The organism is Methylophaga thalassica MP (assembly GCF_000214595.1).
In the GTDB taxonomy this organism is placed as follows: domain Bacteria; phylum Pseudomonadota; class Gammaproteobacteria; order Nitrosococcales; family Methylophagaceae; genus Methylophaga; species Methylophaga thalassica.
In genome coordinates this window covers 636,118-660,477 of record NZ_AFIG01000001.1, presented here as the reverse complement: position 1 = coordinate 660,477, position 24,360 = coordinate 636,118, and the positions used below count along the sequence as shown (strand labels likewise).

26 protein-coding genes are annotated in these 24,360 nt (G+C 44.5%); 10 read left to right on the top strand and 16 right to left on the bottom strand.

The genetic code is table 11. The annotated features are described in order from the left end of the window. The first annotated feature begins 88 nt into the window (after positions 1 to 88). From MAMP_RS03115 to MAMP_RS03105, 3 genes are read left to right on the top strand one after another with little or no spacing between them, the layout of a single operon-like run. A complete protein-coding gene (locus MAMP_RS03115) occupies positions 89 to 643 on the top strand; it encodes a D-sedoheptulose-7-phosphate isomerase (RefSeq protein WP_007144531.1) in 555 nt (184 codons plus the stop codon). A gap of 8 nt (positions 644 to 651) precedes the next feature. Beyond that, positions 652 to 1,842 carry an FAD-dependent oxidoreductase gene (locus MAMP_RS03110; protein ID WP_007144530.1) on the top strand — a complete coding sequence of 397 codons (1,191 nt, stop codon included), beginning with the start codon at positions 652 to 654 and terminating at the stop codon, positions 1,840 to 1,842. Next, positions 1,842 to 2,645: an aldo/keto reductase gene (locus MAMP_RS03105; protein WP_007144529.1), complete on the top strand. Its 804-nt coding sequence runs from the start codon at positions 1,842 to 1,844 to the stop codon at positions 2,643 to 2,645. Before MAMP_RS03110 ends, MAMP_RS03105 begins: the two co-directional genes overlap by 1 nt. 3 nt (positions 2,646 to 2,648) lie before the next feature. Here the strand turns inward: MAMP_RS03105 and MAMP_RS03100 are convergent, their stop codons facing one another. Genes MAMP_RS03100 through MAMP_RS03080 form a run of 5 tightly spaced genes read right to left on the bottom strand, consistent with a single transcriptional unit; the run spans position 2,649 to position 6,902 of the window. Then, a complete protein-coding gene (locus MAMP_RS03100) occupies positions 2,649 to 3,059 on the bottom strand; it encodes a hypothetical protein (protein ID WP_040576161.1) in 411 nt (136 codons plus the stop codon). A 10-nt stretch (positions 3,060 to 3,069) separates the two neighbouring features. Continuing rightward, entirely contained in the window at positions 3,070 to 4,512 is a 1,443-nt protein-coding gene (gene hldE, locus MAMP_RS03095; protein ID WP_007144527.1) for a bifunctional D-glycero-beta-D-manno-heptose-7-phosphate kinase/D-glycero-beta-D-manno-heptose 1-phosphate adenylyltransferase HldE, read from the bottom strand. A gap of 38 nt (positions 4,513 to 4,550) precedes the next feature. After that, entirely contained in the window at positions 4,551 to 5,588 is a 1,038-nt protein-coding gene (waaC, locus tag MAMP_RS03090; RefSeq protein ID WP_007144526.1) for a lipopolysaccharide heptosyltransferase I, read from the bottom strand. 7 nt (positions 5,589 to 5,595) lie between these two features. Continuing rightward, positions 5,596 to 6,543: a homoserine kinase gene (locus MAMP_RS03085; RefSeq protein ID WP_040576159.1), complete on the bottom strand. Its 948-nt coding sequence runs from the start codon at positions 6,541 to 6,543 to the stop codon at positions 5,596 to 5,598. Between the two features lie 26 nt (positions 6,544 to 6,569). Next, positions 6,570 to 6,902, bottom strand: a complete 333-nt coding sequence (locus MAMP_RS03080) for a DUF2782 domain-containing protein (RefSeq protein ID WP_007144524.1) — start codon at positions 6,900 to 6,902, stop codon at positions 6,570 to 6,572. Positions 6,903 to 6,997: 95 nt separating this feature from the next. On the opposite strand from MAMP_RS03080, the gene polA reads away from it, so the two are divergent. Further along, positions 6,998 to 9,748, top strand: a complete 2,751-nt coding sequence (gene polA / locus MAMP_RS03075; protein WP_040576157.1) for a DNA polymerase I — start codon at positions 6,998 to 7,000, stop codon at positions 9,746 to 9,748. A 608-nt stretch (positions 9,749 to 10,356) separates the two neighbouring features. Here polA and xerC read toward each other — a convergent pair. Genes xerC through lptM form a run of 5 tightly spaced genes read right to left on the bottom strand, consistent with a single transcriptional unit; the run spans position 10,357 to position 14,182 of the window. Next, positions 10,357 to 11,268, bottom strand: coding sequence for a tyrosine recombinase XerC (xerC, locus tag MAMP_RS03070; protein WP_007144520.1), 912 nt, complete (start codon positions 11,266 to 11,268; stop codon positions 10,357 to 10,359). Continuing rightward, positions 11,258 to 11,968, bottom strand: a complete 711-nt coding sequence (locus tag MAMP_RS03065; RefSeq protein WP_007144519.1) for a DUF484 family protein — start codon at positions 11,966 to 11,968, stop codon at positions 11,258 to 11,260. Before MAMP_RS03065 ends, xerC begins: the two co-directional genes overlap by 11 nt. Then, positions 11,944 to 12,792, bottom strand: coding sequence for a diaminopimelate epimerase (gene dapF / locus MAMP_RS03060; RefSeq protein ID WP_007144518.1), 849 nt, complete (start codon positions 12,790 to 12,792; stop codon positions 11,944 to 11,946). Before dapF ends, MAMP_RS03065 begins: the two co-directional genes overlap by 25 nt. 3 nt (positions 12,793 to 12,795) lie before the next feature. Continuing rightward, positions 12,796 to 14,046, bottom strand: a complete 1,251-nt coding sequence (lysA, locus tag MAMP_RS03055) for a diaminopimelate decarboxylase (RefSeq protein WP_007144517.1) — start codon at positions 14,044 to 14,046, stop codon at positions 12,796 to 12,798. A gap of 7 nt (positions 14,047 to 14,053) precedes the next feature. Beyond that, positions 14,054 to 14,182 (bottom strand): LPS translocon maturation chaperone LptM, encoded by a 129-nt coding sequence (lptM, locus tag MAMP_RS15835; protein WP_007144516.1) that lies wholly within the window; start codon positions 14,180 to 14,182, stop codon positions 14,054 to 14,056. A 141-nt stretch (positions 14,183 to 14,323) separates the two neighbouring features. Between lptM and pilB the strand changes: the two genes are divergently transcribed. From pilB to MAMP_RS03025, 6 genes are read left to right on the top strand one after another with little or no spacing between them, the layout of a single operon-like run. Further along, a complete protein-coding gene (gene pilB, locus MAMP_RS03050; RefSeq protein ID WP_007144515.1) occupies positions 14,324 to 16,042 on the top strand; it encodes a type IV-A pilus assembly ATPase PilB in 1,719 nt (572 codons plus the stop codon). Between the two features lie 3 nt (positions 16,043 to 16,045). Continuing rightward, positions 16,046 to 17,287, top strand: coding sequence for a type II secretion system F family protein (locus tag MAMP_RS03045; RefSeq protein ID WP_007144514.1), 1,242 nt, complete (start codon positions 16,046 to 16,048; stop codon positions 17,285 to 17,287). 2 nt (positions 17,288 to 17,289) lie between these two features. Beyond that, positions 17,290 to 18,159, top strand: a complete 870-nt coding sequence (locus MAMP_RS03040; RefSeq protein WP_007144513.1) for a prepilin peptidase — start codon at positions 17,290 to 17,292, stop codon at positions 18,157 to 18,159. Continuing rightward, positions 18,159 to 18,761 carry a dephospho-CoA kinase gene (gene coaE, locus MAMP_RS03035; RefSeq protein WP_007144512.1) on the top strand — a complete coding sequence of 201 codons (603 nt, stop codon included), beginning with the start codon at positions 18,159 to 18,161 and terminating at the stop codon, positions 18,759 to 18,761. Before MAMP_RS03040 ends, coaE begins: the two co-directional genes overlap by 1 nt. Before the next feature lie 27 nt (positions 18,762 to 18,788). Continuing rightward, positions 18,789 to 19,601 (top strand): cell division protein ZapD, encoded by an 813-nt coding sequence (gene zapD / locus MAMP_RS03030; RefSeq protein WP_007144511.1) that lies wholly within the window; start codon positions 18,789 to 18,791, stop codon positions 19,599 to 19,601. A gap of 2 nt (positions 19,602 to 19,603) precedes the next feature. Beyond that, positions 19,604 to 19,795 carry a DNA gyrase inhibitor YacG gene (locus MAMP_RS03025; protein WP_040576155.1) on the top strand — a complete coding sequence of 64 codons (192 nt, stop codon included), beginning with the start codon at positions 19,604 to 19,606 and terminating at the stop codon, positions 19,793 to 19,795. Between the two features lie 2 nt (positions 19,796 to 19,797). Here the strand turns inward: MAMP_RS03025 and nadA are convergent, their stop codons facing one another. The 6 genes from nadA to MAMP_RS02995 all read right to left on the bottom strand — a co-directional run bounded on the left by nadA (position 19,798) and on the right by MAMP_RS02995 (position 24,294). Next, the gene (gene nadA / locus MAMP_RS03020; protein WP_007144509.1) at positions 19,798 to 20,874 is read right to left on the bottom strand and encodes a quinolinate synthase NadA; all 1,077 of its coding nucleotides are present in this window, start codon (positions 20,872 to 20,874) and stop codon (positions 19,798 to 19,800) included. 4 nt (positions 20,875 to 20,878) lie between these two features. Beyond that, complete coding sequence (gene mutT, locus MAMP_RS03015; protein WP_007144508.1) at positions 20,879 to 21,286, bottom strand: 8-oxo-dGTP diphosphatase MutT; 408 nt, start codon at positions 21,284 to 21,286, stop codon at positions 20,879 to 20,881. A gap of 6 nt (positions 21,287 to 21,292) precedes the next feature. Then, positions 21,293 to 21,484 carry a zinc-finger domain-containing protein gene (locus MAMP_RS03010; RefSeq protein WP_007144507.1) on the bottom strand — a complete coding sequence of 64 codons (192 nt, stop codon included), beginning with the start codon at positions 21,482 to 21,484 and terminating at the stop codon, positions 21,293 to 21,295. A 16-nt stretch (positions 21,485 to 21,500) separates the two neighbouring features. Next, entirely contained in the window at positions 21,501 to 23,282 is a 1,782-nt protein-coding gene (gene aspS, locus MAMP_RS03005) for an aspartate--tRNA ligase (RefSeq protein ID WP_007144506.1), read from the bottom strand. A gap of 71 nt (positions 23,283 to 23,353) precedes the next feature. Beyond that, positions 23,354 to 23,998 (bottom strand): DUF502 domain-containing protein, encoded by a 645-nt coding sequence (locus MAMP_RS03000; RefSeq protein ID WP_040576154.1) that lies wholly within the window; start codon positions 23,996 to 23,998, stop codon positions 23,354 to 23,356. 23 nt (positions 23,999 to 24,021) lie between these two features. Then, positions 24,022 to 24,294: an FmdB family zinc ribbon protein gene (locus MAMP_RS02995; protein ID WP_007144503.1), complete on the bottom strand. Its 273-nt coding sequence runs from the start codon at positions 24,292 to 24,294 to the stop codon at positions 24,022 to 24,024. Positions 24,295 to 24,360: the final 66 nt, after the last annotated feature.

Sequence of the window (24,360 nt, the reverse complement as noted above, 5' to 3'; positions counted from 1 at the left end):
TAAAACCGCCAGTCAGTCTGAATTTTGTTAAACTGTCGATGTCAAAAAGTGAGATGTTATCATCACTACACCAGTTTAAGGGGAAGCCGTGTCATTTAAAGCCACCATCACACGCCATCAGGCGATGATCGAAAGTCTGTTTGCACTTGAACCACAAGTCACAGCACTTGCTGCTCGTATTGCAAGCTGTGTGAAACAAGGCAATAAAATTCTGTTCTTTGGCAATGGTGGCAGCGCGTCTGATGCGCAACATTTAGCTGCCGAATTTGTGGTTCGTTATCACAAAGATCGTCGTCCCTATGGTGCCATCGCCTTAACAACAGATACGTCTATTCTGACTGCTCACAGTAACGATTATCAGTTTGATACCGTATTTGATCGCCAAATTGCTGCTTTAGGCCGTCCGGGTGATATTGCGATTGGTTTATCCACATCCGGTAATAGCGGTAATGTCATTAACGGTATTAAAACCGCAAAAGAAATGGGCATTTGGAGCTGTGCGTTTACTGGTGAAGGTGGCGGGCAATTAGCTGAAATAGCTGATGAATGTATTGCCGTCCCAGTCAAAGAAACGGCACGCGTACAGGAAGGACATATTCTGATCGGTCACTGGCTGTGTGAAACCCTCGACGAAACAGACTAAATTTATTCATGACGCAAACCACACTTAACACCGATGTTGTCATTATCGGCGCAGGTATTGCTGGCCTGTGGCTTCATCATCGCCTTAACGATATGGGTATTCACGCCATCTTGCTGGAACACGGACACATTGGCCAAGGACAAACTCTCAGCTCACAGGGCATTATTCATGGTGGCAGTAAATATGCCCTTAATGGTGTGTTATCCAAAGCCGCGCAGGTCATTAGCACCATGCCTGCCCGTTGGAAAAGCGCATTAAATGGTGAAGGTGATATTGATCTCCGCTCAGTGAGAAAACTGGCGGATCATCAATTGTTATGGTCTAAAGACAAGCTGTCCTCAAAAATGGTGTCGTTTTTTGCCAGCAAAGCTTTAAGTAGTCGGATGCAACGGGTAGAGAAACGCGAGGCACCGGCATTATTTCAGGATACCGGCTTTAAAGGCACGCTCTATCAGCTTGATGAGCCTGTGTTAGATATTCCAAGTCTGCTAACAAAGATCACTGAAAAGTGGCACTCACGTATGCTTTTAGTACCTAAAGACCGTCAATATCATTGGCAGCGCACAGGGCAAAAAGTAGAAACGGTTCAGATTGGTGATATGACAATCCATGCAAAGCAGTTTGTTTTGACCGCAGGCGAAGGCAATGAAGCCCTGCTGCAATCATTAGGTATCAAACAGCCTGCGATGCAACGTCGCCCCTTGCAGATGGTGTTATGCAAAAGTCATGACTCAACTCAGCCATTACCAACGATCTATGCTCATAGCCTGGGAAGTGGTTCCAAGCCGATAGCAACGATTTCCAGCCATAAAACACAACAAGGCGAGACCGTATGGTACATCGGCGGTAATATTGCCGAAGAAGGTGTCGGTAAATCCCGGAATGATTTGATTGCTGAAGCGCAGCAACTACTCAACAATATTCTGCCCTGGTTTAAACTCCCAGATCTGGATTGGGCAACACATGCCGTTAACCGGGCTGAGCCCAAACAATCCAGTCTGACTCGGCCGGATAATGCCTTTATTGATTCACAACAGAATATTCATATTTGCTGGCCAACCAAATTAGCCTTGGCACCTGATTTAGCCGATCAGGTACTGAAAGCGATTAATGTCGACTCCATAGAAAAACAGACATACGACAATCCTGACTTTCCTCATCCAGAAATCGCTAAACCGTTATGGGACAGAGCATTCTGATGACCTATTTAGAACGAAGAAATCCGATAGCGGATACTGGACTAAGCGTATCCCCACTGGGGATGGGCACCGTTAAAATCGGTCGTGATAAAGCAGTGAAATATCCTGATGGTTTTCAGATTCCTGATGATGAACAAGTGATGACATTACTTGAACAAGCCTGGGAATCCGGCATCAATCTGATTGACACGGCACCGGCTTATGGACGCAGTGAACAACGTCTCGGACAGTTATTAAAAAAAGTCCGGCGCGAGTGGATCATTGCCACCAAAGCCGGTGAATATTTTGATGCAGAAACAGGTGAATCGCATTATGACTTCACCCCTGAATCACTGATGAAAAGCATTGAAAACAGTTTAAAAACCCTGCAGCGAGATGAATTAGATATTGTATTGATTCACTCTGATGGCAATGATGAACAGATTATTCGTCATCATGGTGCGCTGGAAGTCTTAGCTGACTTAAAACAACGCGGCTGGATTCGCGCCAGTGGCATGTCGACTAAGACCGTCACAGGCGGTCTATTAACGTTGGAACAGTCCGATATCGCCATGGTGATGCATAATCTGCAATATCAGGAAGAACGGTCGGTGATTGAACAAGCCGCCAAACTTAATAAAGGCATTTTTATTAAAAAGGCTTTGGGCAGCGGTCATCTTGCAAAAAATTCAGCCGATGATAATGTTCAGGCAAACTTCGACTTTATCTTTAATGAACCAGCAGTCAGTAGTGTGATTATCGGTACGATTAACCCTGACCATCTGCGTGACAATGTACATAAAGCTATTAAGGCTTTAATTTAAATATTAAACCCAAAGTCTAAGACTAAAAATAACTCTGTAATTAGGCCTTAATTGACGACATTCTCTTTGCCACTGTGTATAGACCTGGTTCATGGTTTCAGTAGCGTTTAATGACTTATAGTTGTGGATATATTCATTAATTTCTTGGAATAATCGAGCCACTGAATCTGCAGATTTTGGATGTTTCATTGCATACAAATCTGATGATAAAGCTGACAACTCAGTGATATCTTTTTTTATGAAAAACTTAATTTCATGGCTTTCTTGAATGAAATCTATACCAAGTATGATTTTCTTTACTTGATTTCTTATCTCCTCAAATTTAGCCATTCTTGAAACTACTATTCCAGAGTGAATTCCTGCGAGGACACCGACTATGATGCTTATAAAAATATTCAGTACTAAGTCATTCATAGGACATATATCACTTGCCTGATATTTTATTCACTATAGCCGTCGTTGAGCAGTTTTCCACCAGCCCCATCACTTTGACTTCACCGCCGTAAGCTTCAACGATTTCCCAGCCAACGACACCTTGTTTGTCGTAGTCGCCCCCTTTCACCAGAATGTCTGGTTGAATCAGGCGCAATAACTCTTCTGGTGTATCACCGGGGAAACAGGTCACCCAGTCCACATCCGCCAGTCCGGCAAGCACCGTTAAGCGTCTGTCTGCAGTATTAATTGGGCGGCCTTCACCCTTTAATTTTGTAACTGATTCATCGGTATTAATAGCAACAATCAGGCGGTCACCCAATGCTCTGGCCTGCTGTAGATAAGTCACATGTCCGGCATGCAAAATATCAAAACAGCCATTGGTAAATACGACTTTCTCACCACGTTTTTTGGCTTGTTCTACCGCCATTTTTAACTGTTCGACCGTGACCGCACCACCAATACAGTGATCCGTGTTGTTAATGCCCTGATGACGTTCATATTCCTGACGCAGCTCAGGTTCACTGACCGTAGAGGTTCCTAGTTTTGTGACAACAATACTGGCAGCCACATTAGCTAATGTCACCGCCTGCTCAAGGCTTACACCAGCCGCTAATGCCGTGGCTAATGTTGAAATCACGGTATCGCCTGCACCTGTGACGTCGGCGACCTCTTTGGCGATAGCGGGTAAGTGGAATTCCGGCTGTTCCGCCTGAACCAGCGTCATACCATGTTCACTACGAGTAATCAGAATCGCTTTAATATTCAGTGTTTTAATCAGCGTCTGCGCTTTACTGATAAGATCCTGTTCTGATTCTACTGCACCGACAACCGCTTCAAATTCACTCATATTCGGTGTAATCAGATCGGCGCCACGATATTTAGTAAAGTCATCGCCTTTAGGATCAACCAGTACGGTAATTTGCTTGTTTCTGGCTTTTTCAATCCAGTACTGAGGGTGAGCTAAGGTGCCCTTGTTATAGTCTGACAGGACAATCACTTTCGCATTGTCAGTGACATGCTCTGCTAAGTGCTCCATATCCTGAGCCACTTGTTCAGTAAAGCGTTTTTCAAAGTCGAGACGAATCAGTTGTTGATGACTGCTAATAACTCGCGATTTGATAATTGTGCAGGCATGAGCGGCTTGATGGAACAGACAATTCACACCCACCGCATGAAGTTTTTGTTTGAGAACATTGGCGGCTTCATCGGCACCGGTAATGCCCGTAATATTGCATTGCGCACCAAGCGAAGCAATATTCATGGCTACGTTAGCCGCGCCGCCCGGCACATCTTCCAAGCGGTCCACATTCACTACCGGCACCGGGGCTTCAGGTGAAATACGGCTAGCTTTGCCATAGTAAAAACGATCGAGCATCAAGTCACCAATAACAGCAATGCGAGCTTGATGGAATTCAGGAAAATCAAATTTCATAATGCGGTTTTATCACGCCAGAATAGAAGTCAGAGGCGTTATTGTGCTTGTAAAACGGCAGCGAGTCTATTCCAGACTTGGTCTGGTTGCATCTCAGCCATACACACCGGCATACCGGATTTCGCCTCTGGCAAAGGGCAACGACGTTTATAACAAGGTGAACACGACATTCCTGTAATCAAGTGTTGCTGATTATGACCGGCGGTACCAATCAGATGGGTATCTGTTGAGCCATATAAGGTAATCGCCGGTTTATCCATCATCGCGGCCATATGCGCAAGACCAGTATCGCTACAGAGAGCCGCTTTTGCGCCTTGCATAATAGCCACGACATTATCAAGTGGTAACCGGGGCAAGGTATAAGCATGGTCACTCACAGCGGCAATCTGCAATGCACGTTGATACTCTTCATCATTCCCTGATGGAATCACCACAGAATACCCAGCCTCAACGGCTTTTAATGTGAGCGCCTGCCAATGTTGCACTGGCCATAATTTAGTTAACCAGCTCGCATTGTGAACCAGCATCACATACTTTTTGGGTAACTCAAATGCTAATTGCGGCAACTGGCAATGCGCTAAATCCACACCGTAGTCTGGCTCAGTGTCAGGCTGCGGATAATCAAGGGCTTTCGCCATGATCTGACGCATACGCTCAACCGCGTGTTGGTTAGGATTCACATTGATTTTATGACGGTAGGCTAGATAAGCTGGCTTCTCACGACAACTGTATTTATCCAGACCCGCAACAGGGCCCTTTCTTAACAGGCTGACCAACGCACTTTTCAGATTGTTTTGCATATCAATCACAAGGTCATAGTCATCGAGATTTAATGCTTTATAAAAATGTCCAATCTCGCCATTGAACAAATGACCGAACCAATTCTGACGCCAGCGCCGATGTGATGTGGTGATGACACGTTTTACACGAGGATGCCACTGCGGTACGGCGGCAAAAGCACTATCAACCACCCAATCAAATTCAATATCTGGGAATACTTGAGCGGCATCAGTGAGCGCCGGCAGAGCATGCATCAGATCGCCCATTGAAGTCAGTTTAATTATCAGAACGCGCATCAGCTGTTTAGTTAAAATCCAGCGTTAGAGGATGCTCACGGTGATACTTGAGAATGGATAAAAACGCATCCGGGTTTTTAATTTGAGTCAGCTCACCTTCACGGGGAAAGAGTTGATCCTGTAATCGAGACAGCCAGAAACGCAGTGCTGCTGCCCGACAAACCATATTCCAGTTAGCCTGCTCAGATTCTGTTAATGCCCTTTTCTGCAGGTAGTGTGTCATAAGCGACTGATAACGTGTGGCTTCGGGTAAACCATCCTCACCGACACACCAGTCATTAACGGCAACAGCCAAGTCATAAAGTAAATATTCATCACTGGCAAAGTAAAAGTCGATAATGCCACTTAGTTTGTTACCTTCAAATAAAGCATTGTCACGAAACAAGTCTGAATGCGTAACCCCTTCAGGGAGACCTAACGTCGCATAACCTTGCTGATGAGCAAGTTCATTTTCCAATATGCTCGTTCTTTCATCATCCAACTGAGGCAATAGCTGTTGTGCCGTTTGCTGCCGCCACTCAGGGCCGCGTTCAGAAGGCCGTCGTGATTGAAACGACTGTCCAACTAAATGCATATCAGCCATCACAGCACCAATTTGTGCGCATTGTTCAATGGTGGCGGTGGCATTGACACCTCTACCAGGTAATCGCACAACTAAAGCCGCGGGTTTACCGCACAATTTTTTGAGATAATGCCCCTGACTATCCGCTTCAGGATGGGCAGAAGGAATGTCGTTCATGTAGAAAAACGTCATCACATCTAGAAAATACGCTAACTCACCAAAGGTGTGTTGCTCAAATAAAGTGAGCACATACTCACCTTTGCTTGTGGTGACAAAATAATTGGTATTCTCGATGCCGTCACTGATGCCCTGATAGGACACCAATTCTCCGACCGAATAATCACTTAGAAACGCGACTAAATCGTCGCGCTCGACTTCAGTATAAACTGACATTAAAAGAACTCAGATAAATAAACGACTTACCACTCCAATAGAATCCAGTTTGGCACGGCACCAGAGTCCAGCTCAAAGCTTTTTGTCTCCAGAGAACCGTCACCATCAGAATCCATCAAGTAATAAGGTTTGCCGATAGATGGCGTGACTTTAATCATATAAAGTTGACCGTTCATACGATATTCTTCAACCGTACGGTCATCTTCCTGAATAATATTAATATCGGGCTCCATGCTTTCACCGCTTTGTAATGGCTCAGGAATCACAGGTGGTTTTTCCATCACTGATTTTTCATCTGCCCAAACTTGGGTTGTCATTACCAGGGTAACTGCGCATACAATAGCGAATTTGTTAAACATGTGGATGCTCCGTGTCATTTGGCACTAAAGATAGCATTTCCGCTGCTTGGAGAAAAGCAGTCTGTTCCCTATTATCCAATTGGTCGTTATAACTTATGAGTCAATCTGCCCCTTTCGTTCTGGTCGACGGTTCTTCTTACCTTTATCGCGCATTTCATGCCATGTTCAAAGCCGATCTCCGAAACTCCGCCGGTGAACCAACTGGGGCTGTCAGAGGCGTGACCGCAATGTTACGTCGATTACTGGCCGATTATCCCAATAGTCCAATTGCCGTCATCTTTGATGCGAAAGGCAAAACCTTCCGTGATGAACTTTTTGCTGAATATAAGGCGCAGCGTCCGCCGATGCCGGATGGCTTACGTTCGCAAGTGCAGCCTGTACACGACATTATTAAAGCGATGGGCCTGCCACTACTGGTCATTGATGGGGTCGAGGCAGATGATGTCATTGGCACATTTGCACGTCAGGCCACTGAAAAAGGCCTGGATGTTGTGATCAGTACGGGTGACAAAGATATGGCGCAGTTGGTTAACCAGCATGTCACACTGGTGAATACCATGACAGAAACCGTGCTAGATATCGAAGGTGTGAAAGAAAAGTTTGGTCTGCCACCAGAACTGATTATCGACTTTCTGGCATTAATGGGCGACAAGGTGGATAACATTCCCGGTGTGCCCGGTGTCGGTGAAAAAACGGCATTGAGTCTGTTACAAAACCTAGGCAGCCTGAAAGATATTTACGCCAATCTGGAAGCGGTTCGTGAGCTTGATTTTCGCGGTGCGAAAAAAATGCCGGAAAAACTGGCTGAAAATAAAGAAATGGCTGATCTAAGTTATCAACTCGCCACAATAAAATGTGATGTTGAATTAGATATTCATCTTGAAGACATTAAAAATCAGCCTCAAGACACTGAAGCACTGCTTGAATTGTTTAAAAAACTGGAATTCCGCAGTTGGATAAGCGAATTACAATCGTCTGAAAGTGCCTCCATATCAGGTAACGATGCTATCGCAGAAGCAAGTAAAAACACCACTGAGCAACATTACGAAACGATTCTTGAACAACAGCAATGGCAGGCCTGGTTAGACAAACTGCAAAAAGCCGATTTATTTGCTTTTGATACGGAAACCACCAGTCTTGATTATCTTGATGCCAGAATTGTCGGTGTGTCGTTTGCCGTGAAAGCAGGTGAAGCCGCTTATTTACCGTTAAAACATGACTATCCAGGCGCACCAGACCAATTGGACTTTGATGAAATTATGCATGATCTCAAACCCTTACTCGAAAGCCCTAAGCACCTCAAAGTCGGCCAAAATCTGAAATACGATCGACATGTTTTACTCAACCATGGCATTGACCTGCAAGGGATTGCTCATGACACCATGCTCGAGTCCTACGTGCTTGATAGTACGGCCACACGACATGATATGGATTCCTTAGCGCAAAAATATCTGGGCCGAGACACCATTCACTTTGAAGACATTGCCGGCAAGGGTAAAAAACAGCTTACCTTCAATGAAATTGGCATAGAACAAGCGTCGCCATATGCGGCTGAAGATGCTGATATCACCTTACAACTCCATCAGACACTCTGGCCAAAAATTGAAAAGATTCCTTCTCTCGCCAAGGTCTATAAAGAGCTGGAAATGCCATTATTGCCAGTATTGAATACACTTGAACGTAATGGCGTCAATATTGATATCTGGATGCTGCAACAACAAAGCGACAATATGGCCAGACAAATTGCCGATCTCGAAGAACAGGCATACACCGTTGCTGGTCAGAAATTTAATCTGGGTTCACCAAAACAATTGCAGGAAATTCTTTACGAGAAACAGCAATTACCCGTGAAAAAGAAAACGCCTAAAGGTCAGCCATCAACGGCAGAGGAAGTCTTACAAGAATTAGCAGATGAAGGTTATGAACTGCCACAAATCATTATGCAATACCGTGGACTCAGCAAACTGAAATCCACTTATACCGACAAGCTGCCATTGCAGGTCAATAAATCCAGTGGGCGAGTACACACTTCGTATCATCAGGCCGTCACCGCTACTGGACGATTATCCTCATCGGATCCCAATTTACAGAATATTCCTATTCGTAGTGAGAATGGTCGCCGCATTCGTGAAGCCTTTGTTGCTTCTGATAGTTATGTTTTATTGGCAGCGGATTATTCACAAATTGAACTGCGAATTATGGCGCACTTATCAGGTGATAAAAGCTTACTCAATGCCTTTGCCAATGGTGAAGACATTCACCGCCATACCGCTTCAGAAATATTTGGCGTCGCATTAGAAGAAGTCACCAGCGATCAACGTCGCAGCGCTAAAGCCATTAATTTTGGCCTGATTTATGGCATGTCAGCTCACGGCCTTTCCCGTCAACTCGGCATCGAGCGTCATCAGGCTGCGGACTATATGAATGTGTATTTTGAACGTTACCCCGGTGTTCGTCAGTATATGGATAACACCCGCCAGCAGGCCAAAGATCAGGGTTATGTTGAAACCATCTTTGGACGCCGTCTGTACCTACCAGAAATTAACTCCAGTAATGGTATGCGCCGCCAATATGCCGAACGTACAGCGATTAATGCCCCGATGCAGGGTAGCGCTGCTGACATCATCAAACGCGCCATGATTGATATCCATACTTGGTTATCTAACGCCGATACTGGCATCAAAATGATCATGCAAGTACACGATGAGTTAGTGTTTGAAGTACCGAAAGACCAGCTTGATATGGCAAAAAACACTATCGAAGACTTTATGATTAAGGCTGCAGAATTAAAAGTGCCGCTGGAAGTCGGGATTGGTGTGGGTGATAACTGGGAGCAGGCACATTAAGTTTTATTTGCCTAATTAAAGCTCTTCTAGTTTTCGCCTTAATGGCGAGTCAGGGAAATGTTTGCCCATTTCCCTAACAACCCTAGGGCACTCCACAGTGCTGGCCTGCGGCTTCACTCGTCATAACATTGATTCAGGCGGTCGGCTAAAACTCGCTACGCTCACAAATTTGTCTGGAACAAATTTGGACGCCGATGGCGCCCAAAGGGTGAGTGGCATGGATGCCACGAATCAAACACTAGCCTCCCTCAGACCTGAATAAATGTCACTCCTCGTCAGCACAAACGGGGGATTAGAAAAGCCCCATTTTCCCGTCTATTGCCGCTAAAAATTCGCTGTATTTTATGGATTAAGTGGGCACGTGTTTGAGCGCAGCGAGTTGGTGTCCACGCCATAAAATGCAGTGAATTTTTAGAGAAAAGGCAATATCGGGTGCCCTTTTGTTTGGTTCGTTTATTTTGGGCATGCAAAATAAATGAATGCCTTGCGGCAGCGATATCAATGTAAATGTACGGCGATTAACTCAAAATAATATTACTAGTCAGCAACTGATGTTAAATTGGATTTTATTTATAAAGTCAGACTTAGACGATAAATAGTGATTATATTTAGGAGTCTGAACGCTTTTTCGCTCGCGGATGAGCCGAATCATACACCTTAGCAAGATGCTGAAAATCCACATGAGTATAAATCTGTGTCGTACTGATATCGGCATGCCCGAGCAACTCCTGCACCGCACGTAAATCACCACTGGCTTCAAGCATATGCGAAGCAAAAGCATGTCTTAATCTGTGTGGGTGAACACGATCAGAAATCCCTTGTTTTTTACCCCAGTAGCTCAATCGTTTTTGGATGGAACGTACCCCTAAACGTCGTCCTTGTTGGGTAATAAACACGGCTGGCTGGTCAAAAAAACCCAGCTGATCGCGTTTATCTAACCAGTCCTTCAGTGCTGCCAAGGCTTTGCCACCGAAAGGACAGACACGGTCTTTATTCCCCTTACCGGTGACATGAACCAAATGATCACCAAAATCGATATCTCGTAATTCCAGTGCAGCCAGCTCGGCTAAACGTAAGCCTGAGGAATAAAACAATTCCATTATGGCTCTGTCTCTTGCTGCGACAAAGGTATCGGGACGTGTGTTGTCCAGTAAGGCATTCATCTGATCAACATCCAATGTTGATGGCAATCTTTTTTCACTTTTTGGGGCTTGAACCGCTTTAGCCGGATTACTCTCAGCCAAACCAAATTTGATAAGAAATTGATAAAAGGAACGTATCGAAGACAACATTCGCTGGATGGTCCGGCCAGACAGTCCTTTTCTATGCAAAAAAGCAATGAACTGTCTGAGCTGACTGGATTTAAGCACGGTCCAGTCTGAGATGTTTTGTTGCTCGACATATTCAGCAAGCTGGAGCAAGTCCCGGCGATAGTTACTCACCGTATGCTCCGACAGACGACGCTGCAACGACAAATTGTCGAGAAAATCGTCTATCGGATTGATTATCTCATTGCGCATGCTGTTGGTGAGTATGTTGTCTAATCACTCGCATCACCACTTCACCTAAAAAACTCAGATAATCGGTGGCCATATCCGCGTGAAACCGGTTAGCATCAACACTGCCAATGGCCAATAAGCCCGCACAAGGTTGATGCCCTAAAGGCAGGCAGGCAACAGAGTTAATTGCCTCTGCGCGCTCATCAAACAATAGCCCTTTCTGTGCTTTTGTCAGTCGACCACACACGGGTTCCTGTTTGGTAAACAAATTATCAAAAATACGTAGTTTTTTATCATCAGCATGAAGCTGTGACACATTTGCTGCAACCTGAGGCAAATCAAGTTTGTGCTGCCCCTGATAAAACAGTCTTAGCGCAACATCATCCGCTGCAAACTCCTGTTTTAGCTCGGTCTGGATTAAGTTAATCAGATCGGCCAAATCCACCGCATCCATGACACTTAAACATAAATTATGTACACGCTTTTCTAGCGCAGCATTACTGTGTGCATTGTCTATCAGAGCATGTAACTGCTCATTTAACTGTTGGTTTTTCTCTTGTAAACGTTGAGTTTGTCTCTGGGCAAGGGAAATCGTCCCTTCCGGAGAGCTGTTAAGGTTCAGCGACTCTAGCAGATGAGGCTGCTCAAGAAACAGATCGGGGTGGGCCTCTAAATACTGTTCAATCTGTTCCAGTGTTAAATCTGTTGTAGTGTCGACCACGCAATTTCTCCGTCAAATACATGCTCTGCAGGGCCGGTCATCCATACAGAGGCATTTTCATCTGGCCAGCTAATGTGCAACTGCCCTCCTGGTAAAGAGACAGTCACATCTCTGGCTAATAATCCTCGGCGAATCCCCGTTACGACTGCGGCACAAGCCCCTGTACCACAAGCTGTCGTTTCACCCGAACCACGCTCAAAAACACGCAACCGAATCGTTTCTGAGTTCACAAGTTGCATGAAGCCAACATTCACACGTTCTGGAAAACGTGTATGAGACTCCATGGCAGGACCTATTTTTTCTACCGCAGCAGTGTCGACATTGTCCACCAGCATCACTGCGTGCGGATTACCCATTGAGACGCTGGCAATTTCGACTTTATCGTAATCCGGGACATCGATCAGGTAGGTAAGCGCTTCTGATTCAGCAATAAACGGCACTTTTTCCGGTGCAAAAACGGGTTTACCCATATCAACGCTGACCAGTCCATCAGTCTGGATTGTCGGATAAATGATGCCTGAAGCGGTCTCTACAGCAATGGTATCTTTGGTTGTTAAACCATAATCACGGACATAGCGAGCAAAACAACGCGCACCATTTCCACATTGTGAAACTTCACCACCATCCGCATTAAAAATCCGGTAACGAAAATCCACATCTGATGATGATGCTTTTTCAACCAGCAAAAGCTGGTCACAACCGATACCAAAATGCCTATCCGCCATAAAACGAATCTGCTCAGTGGTCAGTTCTACTTTTTGCTGTATGGCATTAATCACAATGAAATCATTGCCTAAACCATGCATTTTGCTGAATTTCAACATCATTTATGCCTGTATAACATGCTCGCCAGCGAATAGATCATTAATCGTTTCACGTTCTCTAACAAGGTGAACCTTATCACCCTCTACCATCACTTCTGCGGCTCGTGGACGAGAGTTGTAATTTGAACTCATGGCAAAACCATAAGCCCCCGCCGAACGAATAGCTAATAAATCGCCCTGATCAATCGCCAGCTCACGATCTTTACCCAAAAAGTCACCTGTTTCACAGATAGGACCTACTATGTCATAGCTGACCACTTCTGTATGAGAATGTTGTTTGACTGTTTGGATATTTTGCCATGATTGATAAAGTGCAGGACGTAACAAATCATTCATAGCCGCATCAACAATCGCAAAACATTTCGCTTCTGTTGGCTTAATAAATTCTACTTTTGTTAATAAAATGCCTGCATTGCCAGCAATTGCACGTCCTGGCTCCAATAGAATCTCCAGCTCACGGTCCTTTAATAACGGTGCCAGCGCTTGTGCATATTCTGCAGGTGTAGGTGGTGTCTCATCGCGATAATGGATACCCAATCCGCCCCCAATATCCAGATGTTTAATCTCAATACCATCTTCAGCAAGTTCATCAATCAACGATAAAACACGCTCTAATGCATCCACAAAAGGCGAAACAGAAGTCAGTTGCGAACCGATATGACAATCCACCGCAACCACATTCAAATGCGGCATGGCTTGCGTAGAACGATATACCTCACGTGCATCTTCAATAGCGATACCAAATTTATTTTCTTTCAGTCCTGTTGAAATATAAGGATGCGTTTGTGCATCGACATCAGGATTGACTCGAATTGACACAGGTGCTTTTTTGCCTAGACGACCAGCCACTGCATTAATACGATCAAGTTCAGGAATCGATTCTACGTTGAAGCAACGTATACCGTGTTGCAATGCATATTCAATTTCCTGCTCCGTTTTGCCGACACCAGAAAATACGGTTTTCGCGGGATCACCGCCAGCAGCTAGCACTCTCGCTAATTCCCCCATGGAGACAATATCGAAACCAGAGCCTTGTTTTGCCAGCACATTTAACACAGCAAGGTTAGAGTTTGCTTTCACGGCATAACAGACAAGGTGAGGATAGGCCGAAAAAGCCTCATCAAAGGCCTTCCAGTGGTTTTCCACAGCGGTACGAGAATAAATATAGACTGGCGTGCCATATTGCTCCGCAATTTTATCAACCGGCACATTCTCTGCGTGCAAGGTGCCCGCCTGATAATCAAAATAGTTCATTATTACCTTACCCTGCCGCGATTAAATTAGTCTGGCCTTCCGGCAAGTAAAGATCACCTTTTTGTCCACAGCCCGTGACGGCCATCAGTACACAAACCAGCAACGCCAGTCTGGTCCAGCAAGAAATTGCTCGCATTTTATTTCCTCAAAAAATTTATTCGGCAGTATATAACGTCGCAGACTTATTCGTCTTGAATCTGAAAACTAGAATTTCTTGTTTAAGTTACATACTATTAGGGTTCCTAGATCAGCTTATGTTAAGGAATCACAAATAGTCATGGCAAATATGGCAGCCCCCATGAGACTCAGTGGCCTCGCTCGACGACTGGTTAATGAAGGTCTTTTAACTGAAGAGCAAGCACTGCATGCCCAGTCCGCAGCCAAAGAAGCCAAGCAGCCTTTCGTTACGTATCTGGTTAATCACAAAATTCTCGCTAGTGCCGACATTGCGGCAATTGCCTCCCAGGAATTTGGTGTTCCGCTCTTCGATATTGACGCAATGAACCTGGATCTTGCGGCGACCTCATTAATTCAAGAAAAATTAATTCGCCAGCATAACGCTTTACCATTGTTTCAGCGCGGCAAACGTTTATATGTCGCCGTTTCAGATCCCACTAATTTGCAGGCCTTGGACGAATTCCAATTCAATACGGCCATGAACACCTTCCCGGTTTTGGTCGATGAACAAAAACTCTCCAACATTATCGAAAAGGCATTAGATAAAACCAACGAAAAACTGGATAACTTTGATGACGAAGAGCTCGATGATATCGATCTTGGTCCAGACGAAGATGACAGCAAAAATGACCAGCTCAATGACAAAAACGTTGATGACACCCCGGTCGTTCGTTTTATAAACGGCATTTTAACCAATGCTATCAAATCGGGCGCATCCGATATTCACTTTGAACCTTATGAACAAAAATACCGGGTCCGGGTCCGAATCGATGGCATGCTTCACGAAATGAAAACAGCGCCTGTAGCCCTCGGTGGCCGTATTGCTGCTCGCTTAAAAGTATTATCACGCTTGAATATCGCAGAGCGCCGTGTCCCACAAGATGGTCGTATGCGATTGAAAATGTCAAAAAACAAAGCCATCGATTTTCGTGTGAACACCTGTCCAACGTTGTTTGGTGAAAAAATCGTATTGCGTATTTTGGATCCCACCAGTGCACAGTTGGGTATTGATGCTCTGGGTTATGAAGAAAACCAAAAGAAAACCTTTCTGGAAATCATGCACAAACCCTACGGCATGGTTCTCGTTACCGGGCCGACAGGTAGTGGTAAAACTGTCTCGCTTTATACTGCATTGAATATTCTCAATACCGGTGATCGTAATATCTCTACCGCTGAAGATCCGGCTGAAATTAGTTTGCCTGGCATTAATCAGGTTAACGTTCACCCAGCGATAGGACTGACATTCTCTGAAGCGTTACGTGCTTTTTTACGCCAGGATCCCGATGTCATCATGGTCGGTGAGATTCGTGATTTGGAAACAGCAGAAATTGCCATCAAAGCGGCACAGACCGGACATATGGTTTTTTCAACCCTGCATACCAATGACGCACCACAATCTTTAACGCGATTGATGAATATGGGTGTACCGGCATTTAATATCGCCTCTGCTGTCTCCCTTATCATTGCACAGCGTTTAGCAAGGAGACTGTGCTCAAAATGCAAAGCACCGGATACACTTCCAAACGAAGCGCTGTTGGCTGAAGGATTCACACAAGCGCAAATTGATGCTGGTGTCACAGTTTATAAAGCGGTGGGATGCGATAGTTGTACCGAAGGGTACAAAGGCCGTGTCGGTATCTACCAGGTGATGCCGGTATCCGATGCGATGGGTCGCATCATCATGGAAGGCGGGAATGCAATTCAGTTGGCGGATCAGGCAGAAAAAGAAGGTATTGACGATCTTCGTAAGTCTGGGCTCAAAAAAGTCGCAGCAGGCTTAACCAGTCTCGAAGAAGTCAATCGGGTAATCAAGGAGTAAGATGTGGCACAAGCACAAGCGGCTAAGGCAAAAAAAGTCAAAGTACCCGATATCTTCCTCTGGCAGGGAACGGACAAACAGGGCCGGAAAGTCAAAGGCCAAATCAGTGCAGAAAACCTGAATCAGGCCAAAGTCGATTTACGACGCCAAGGAATAACCCCGTTAAAAGTCCGTAAAAAACCCAAAGATCTTTTCGCTCCCAGAAAACCGAAAATCAAGCCTTCCGATATTGCCGTTTTCAGTCGTATGCTTGCTACCATGATGTCGTCTGGCGTGCCATTAATGCAGTCACTGCAAATTATCGGCGAAGGCCATGAAAATAGTAGTATGCAAGAAATGATTCTGGCGATAAAAGCTGACGTTGAATCAGGTACTAGCTTAGCTGAATCCTTATCTAAATTTCCTCATCACTTTGATGATTTATACGTCAATCTGATTAATGCTGGCGAGCAATCAGGTGCATTAGAAACACTCTTGCATGAAATTGCCGCCTACCAAGAGAAAACCGAAGCATTAAAAGCAAAAATTAAAAAAGCACTCGTCTACCCTTCGGCGATTATCGTCGTTGCGTTTATTGTCACAGCCATCTTGATGATCTTTGTTATTCCACAATTTGAGTCTTTATTCAAAGGCTTTGGTGCTGACTTGCCGGGTCTGACAAAATTAGTGATTCGGGTATCCGAAGTCTTTCAGGAAAAATGGTGGTTAATCTTCGGCATATTGATTGCGGCGGTTTACGGCGCCATGGAGTCACGCAAGCGTTCACGTAAAGTTCAACACTTTTTAGACAGGATGCTACTTAAAATCCCTGTGGTCGGTGAAATCATGAGAAAAGCGGCCATTGCCCGTTTTGCCAGAACATTCTCCACCATGTTCAAAGCAGGTGTTCCGATGGTCGAAGCGATGACATCTGTAGCGGGTGCGACCGGTAATGTGGTCTTCGGTGAAGCAACACTGATTATGCGGGATGACGTTTCTACAGGCACACAATTGAATAAAGCGATGATTGATGTCGAGTTATTCCCCAATATGGTTGTGCAAATGGTAGCTATCGGTGAAGAGTCAGGTTCACTTGATGCCATGTTGGCCAAAGTCGCTGAATTCTATGAAAGTGAAGTCGATGACGCGGTAGATAATATGACTGCCTTATTAGAGCCACTCATCATGGTCTTCTTAGGTGGTATCGTGGGTACACTGGTCATCGCCATGTATCTGCCAATATTCAAACTCGGCGCAGCGATCTAAATATGTCGCTTATCGATTACCTGGCAACATCGCCAGTTGCATGGATCATCATTGCCGGCATTCTTGGCCTGCTCGTTGGCAGTTTTTTAAACGTGGTTATTTACCGTCTGCCTATCATCCTGGAGCGTGAGTGGACTGAACAATGTGCAGAACTAGGTGACCAAGCAAGCCCTCCCGAAGCGGTATTTACGCTTTCAAGGCCTCGGTCTGCATGTCCGCATTGTGGACATGCCATTACGGCACTGGAAAATATTCCAGTGATCAGTTATCTATTTCTTGCAGGCAAATGCAAAGCTTGCCGAACCCCGATTTCAATACGCTATCCTATTATTGAAGCTCTATCAGCTCTGATGTCAGTCATTATTGCCTGGCACTTTGGTTTTGGCTGGAGTGCAGTTGGTGCGCTGCTACTTAGTTGGGCATTAATAGCATTAACGTTTATTGATGTTGATCACCAACTGTTACCTGACAAAATCACGCTACCGCTTATCTGGCTAGGTTTGGCTTTTAATCTTTCTGGTGTCTATACAGATCTTCATAGCAGTGTAATTGGGGCGATTGCCGGTTATTTATCACTGTGGAGCATCTATCACCTATTTAAACTGGTGACTGGTAAAGAGGGTATGGGTTATGGTGACTTTAAGCTTCTCGCCGCACTGGGCGCCTGGATGGGCTGGCAAGCACTCCCTATGATTGTCTTATTATCATCATTTGTTGGAGCGTTAATCGGCATCACACTGGTTCTGCTAAAACAGCATCAACGTGAGATTCCTATCCCCTTCGGCCCCTATCTTGCCATTGCAGGGTGGATAGCACTCGTCTGGGGAGAAGTCATAAACCGTGCTTACCTGCATTGGTCAGGTCTCGTTTAATGGTGTTTAAGGTTGGCCTCACTGGTGGTGTTGCCAGTGGCAAATCTACTGTCACTTCACTATTTCATGATAAATACCACATCGACATTATTGATGCCGATCGTATTGCTCATACACTTTTAACAATAGATTCAGACTGCTACAGCGAAGTTGTCGAGGCTTTTGGTGAGTCAGTTTTGTTGGATAATAGAGAAATTAACCGACGCTATTTACGCGAACGTATCTTCCACAATGATAATGATAAACAACGTCTCGAAAAAATATTACACCCGGCTATTCGCCAGCAATTATTCACTCAAGCGGCAAGCTCTACATCTGCTTACTGCATAATGTCTGTGCCGCTACTGATTGAAGTAGGCATCTATAAAGAAGTAGACCGCGTCTGTGTGATTGATGTCAGCCTTGAGAAGCAGCTAGAAAGATTACAAATGCGTGATAATATCTCTATGGAAACAGCTCAAGCGATGATTAAGAGTCAGTGTGACCGCCAACTCCGCTTGCAACACGCAGATGATATTATCAATAATAACGACTCTGTAGATTCTTTAGCACATCAAGTTGCTCAATTGCATGAACTCTACTTAAAGTTTGCTGACAAATGACATTAAGTTGCTTGCCAGCAAAGAGTCATGGACAATAAACCTATCCATTCATCGTTAAAAAATAGACCCGTGTCAGATTCGATAATTTTTGAACAACCACTCAATGAACGAATTCGAACCTTCCTGAGGTTAGAATTTCTATTTAAACGTGTTGATTCTGCATTAATGGGCCAATCCGAGATGCATCATCGCGATGCTTTGGATGGAATATTAAGCATGCTCAGTGTCTTTGAGCGCAGCGATATGAAACAAGAATTGATGAAAGAAATTGAGCGGTTGATTGCTAATTTATCAGCGCTGGAAAATACTCCAGGTGTTGATAGAGAGGCATTGGATGCATTGCTTTCTGATTTGGATCAAAGCTTGGATGCTTTGCACGTACAAAAATCAGGGTTAGGTCAACCGTTACGTGATAACGAATTCCTCTACAGCATTCGGCAGCGTTCCAGTATTCCTGGCGGCACCTGTGAATTCGACTTACCCTCTTACCACTTCTGGTTGCAGCATACGCTTGCCGAAACACGCAGTGAACAACTTCGGCTGTGGTTAAATGAATTTATTTCCGTCAGAAATGCTGTAGAACTAAGCCTTCGACTTATTCGTGGTAGTGTGGGTTTTAAAGATGAAGTAGCAGAAGCGGGATTCTATCAACGCAGCCTGGATTCAAATCAACCTTATCAACTTATCCGTGTTGAAATCCCTCGTGACAAGGCCTTCTTCCCGGAGGTGAGTGGTGGTAAACACCGATTTACCGTTCGCTTTATGTTATTTGATATCCAGCAGCGGCCACAGCAATCGTTTGAAACCATCCCTTTTAAACTTAGCTGTTGTGCAATGTAATTATGGTAACCACTGTTAACTGTCCACAATGCGGAACATTAGTGCCATGGCAAAAAGATCAAGTATGGAAACCTTTTTGTAGCGAGCGCTGTAAACTAATTGATCTCGGTGAATGGGCTTCTGAAGGACATCGTATTCCTGGGCCACCAGTTCACTCACCTTTAGATGATAACGACGAATCCGATTATCACTAAGACTAAGCGTCACCGGCTGTGAGAATACCTTTTTCATAAGAAAAGTTAAGCATCCGGTTCAACGGAATTAGCGCTTTTTGACGAATATCCTCATCTACTTCAATCGTATTATTCATCTCGACTAATGTTTTGTGTAAGTTCACAAGGGTATTCATTGCCATCCATGGACAATGGGCACAGCTTTTACAGGTCGCACTTTTGCCCCCTGTCGGCGCGGGTATTAGACGTTTATCAGGCACAGCCTGGCTCATTTTATAGAACAAACCATAATCTGTTGCGATGATTAAAGTATCGGCTTTAGAAGCTTTACCTGCCGCAATAATTTGTTTTGTCGAACCAACAAAGTCTGCCTTGGCAATCACCGCCTCAGGCGACTCCGGATGAACTAAAACCTCAGCATCAGGATATTTCGCCATAAGCTGTTCCAGTTCGTACAACTTAAACTCATCGTGTACAACACAATGCCCTTGCCATAACAGCATATCGGCATCAGTTTTATTTTTGATGTACTGACCCAAATGACGATCTGGCCCCCAAATAATCTTTTTGCCTTCCGCTTTTAAGGCGTCAATAATCTGAATAGCATTACTGGAGGTGACAATCCAATCAGCACGCGCTTTTACTTCAACACTCGTGTTAGCGTAAACCACAACAACACGATCAGGATGCTGATCACAAAACTCGCTAAAGGCGTCAATCGGACAGCCAAGATCAAGTGAGCATTCGGCTTCCAGTGTTGGCATGATAACCGTCTTTTCCGGGCTCAATATTTTCGCGGTTTCCCCCATAAAACGAACGCCACAAACCACTAGTGTTTCAGCAGGATGCTTAGCTCCAAAATTCGCCATATCCAGTGAGTCAGAAACATACCCGCCTGTTTGTTCTGCTAGAGCCTGTAGCTCATCATCAACATAATAATGAGCGATCATAACGGCATTCTTTTCTTCTAACAGACGTTTTATTTTCTCAATATAGTCCGCTTTTTCCTCTTCAGACAGCCAAGGCGTTGGGGCAACATTATCAATGATTGAGTCAATCTTTGATTGAAGTGATTGTGGAATGGCTTCTGCTAAACTCATAATTCTAAAATGCCTGTATGGTATTCAATTGCTGTTGTATTGATTCAACGATGGCCTTATTGGCAGCCGGGAATTCATATTGATGTAAGGTAGAAATATCTACCCATTGGGTAATTTGACCTTCCTGACCTATTGGCGTTCCATCAAAAGCATCCGTCCACCACACATCCAATAAAACAGTTCTATCACCATAATCATGGCTAATAGTAATGAGTGGTTTTGCTGTATGAACTTCAATCGCCAGCTCTTCTTTAATTTCTCTTTTTAAGGCCTGAAAAGTACTTTCTCCTGCCTCGACCTTACCGCCGGGAAACTCCCATAAATTACCTTGATGCTGCTCGGGCTTGCGTAAGGCGATAAATACTTGCTGTTTCTGAACAATAACTCCTACAGCGACATGTATTTGACTCATTTAATCCTAACCACTCAGTGTGAAAAGCGCCCCACAATAAGGGCAGGCCACTTCACCTTTTGTTTCGATATCTAAATAAACCCGGGGATGCGCATTCCACACCGCCATGTCCGGCATTGGACAGCTTAGCGGCAGATCTTTAGGGTGAACCCAATAATGTTTTTCTGTGCATGATTTATCATTACTTTGCTCACCCATAAGATCTCCTTAACGACTACTCAGCCTGAGGATTTTTTCTCAACCTAATATTCAGTTCTTTCAATAATGCATCATCAATAGGACTTGGCGCATCCGTTAATAAACAGCTTGCTGATTGTGTTTTTGGAAATGCCATCACATCACGTATTGAGGCAGCTCCGGTCATCAACATCACTAAACGATCCAGACCAAATGCTAGGCCACCATGAGGGGGACAGCCGTATTTCAATGCATTTAACAAAAAGCCGAATTTATCCTGCGCTTCTTCTTCGTTAATGCCAAGTAATTCAAATACTTTTTGCTGAATATCGGTCTTGTGAATACGCATAGAACCACCACCCAGCTCTGTACCATTTAAGACCATGTCATACGCTCGTGACAGACATTTCTCAGGATCAGAGTCCAACAGTGCCAAATCTGATTCGCGGGGAGCGGTAAACGGATGATGAAGCGCATGCCACCGCGCTGATTTCTCGTCCCATTCGAACATTGGGAAAGCAACAACCCATAAAGGTTTCCAGCCACGTTCAACCATGTCTAAGTCATGCCCCAGTTTCACACGAAGTGCACCGAGAGACTCATTAACGATCGTCGCTTTATCAGCGCCAAAGAAAACCAAATCGCCAGTTTTTGCTTCTACACGTTGCATAATGGCACTGATAACTTCATCAGGTAGGAATTTCAGAATCGGTGACTGCAAACCTTCACGTCCCGCATCAATATCATTCACCTTGATATACGCTAATCCCTTCGCACCATAGATTCCTACATACTTGGTGTAGTCATCAATTTCTTTACGACTCAGATTATTACCACCGGGTACTTTTAGAGCTGCGACACGACCGCGTGGATCATTAGCTGGTGAAGAGAAGACTTTAAAGTCAACCTCACCCATTAAATCGCTGACATCGACTAATTCAAGAGAGATACGGAGATCCGGTTTATCACTACCGAAACGATCCATGGCTTCAGCATAGGTCATTCTCGGGAATGGATTCGGTAAGGCTTCTTCCAATACATTGGCAAAAAGACCACGAATCATTTCTTCCATCATATTCATGAAATCTTCTTCTTCAACAAAAGAAGTTTCAATATCAATCTGAGTAAATTCAGGTTGTCGGTCAGCACGCAAATCTTCATCACGGAAGCAACGAACAACCTGATAATAACGGTCCATGCCGGACATCATCAATAATTGTTTGAATAGCTGTGGTGATTGCGGCAAAGCAAAAAATTCACCCTGATGGGTACGACTTGGTACCAGATAATCACGTGCTCCTTCTGGCGTGGCTTTCGTCAAAATAGGCGTTTCAATATCTAAGAAGCCGTTTGAATCCAGAAAGTGGCGTAACTGACGGGTAATCTGTGAACGGAAACGCAAACGTTGCTGCATTTCTGGACGGCGCAAATCAATGTAACGATAACGCAGGCGGATATCTTCGTTCACATCCAACAGCTCATTCAGCGGGAAAGGCGGTGTTTCTGATGCATTCAGAATTTCCAGCTTTTTCGCAATAATCTCAATCTTGCCACTACGCAAATCGGCATTGTCACTACCGGCAGGTCTAAGCTGAACAAGCCCTTCAATTTTTAAGACATATTCACTTCTGACACGTTCAGCTACAGCAAAACACTCAGCATCTTCAGGGTTACAAACAACTTGAACTAATCCCTCGCGATCTCGTAAGTCAATAAAAATAACTCCACCGTGATCTCGTCGACGGTGCATCCAGCCAACAATAGAAACTGACTGACCTTCGAGGGTTTCATTTACCTCGCCGCAATAATGGCTACGCATAATAACTTCCAATCTTTAAATTTTTATAGTTTGCAATTGAGTTCTGAAAAATAGAATTCGAACCCTTAATTTTACGCTTGTTCAGGCTTTTTCTGCTGAGCCTGTTGTTTCAATAATTGTTCTTTTTCCCAATCAGGCACAACGACCCCCATTGAGATAATCATTTTTAAGCCTTGTTCGACACTCATCTCCAACTCAATCACATCCTCTTTTGGCAACATGAGCACAAAGCCGGAGGTTGGATTAGGCGTTGTTGGTATAAAAACACTGATCACTTCGGATCGTGTTTTTTCTTGTACCTCACCGAGCTGATCTGACGTCATAAAAGCGAGACTCCAAGCCCCTTTTCTTGGATATTCCACCAAAAGTACACGGCGAAATGACTGTCCATCTGTCGCTAATACGGCTTCTAAAATTTGCTTGATACCCGCATAGAGTGTTCTGACCAGAGGAATCCTTGATAACAAGGATTCCCAGGCATTCACTAACCGTCGCCCTAACAGATTGGCAACAATCATACCCGTTGCTAATACCAATACAACCGCTAATAACACTCCCAGCCCGGGGATATGGATACCTAAGAAATTATCCGGTTGATAAGCATCGGGTAGTAGTAATAATGTTTGATCAAGAAATCCAACGATAGCGCGGATAACAAGGAATGTAATGCCCAACGGCATCCAGACTAACAATCCCGCTATCAGATATTTACGCATTTATGACTTAGGTTCAAACATGATTAATGGCAGCCACAACCGGTACCGCATGCGGCTGCATTAGTCTTTTTTCCGCTATCGCTCGTTCCTGTATCTGCTAAATTACGTTTACTGCCTGTTTTAAAATCAGTTTCATACCAGCCATCACCCTTCAAACGAAACCCTGACGCCGATACCAATTTGCGTAACTGCGCTTCTTGACAGGCTGGACAATCAACCAATGGTTCATCACTAATTTTTTGCAATGCTTCAAATTCATGACCACACGCATCACAGCGATATTCATAAAGTGGCATTATTCCTTCCTCATACGATAAAACAAATATTGGAGACCACTTTTATAGTGTCTCGAAAGCCGCATT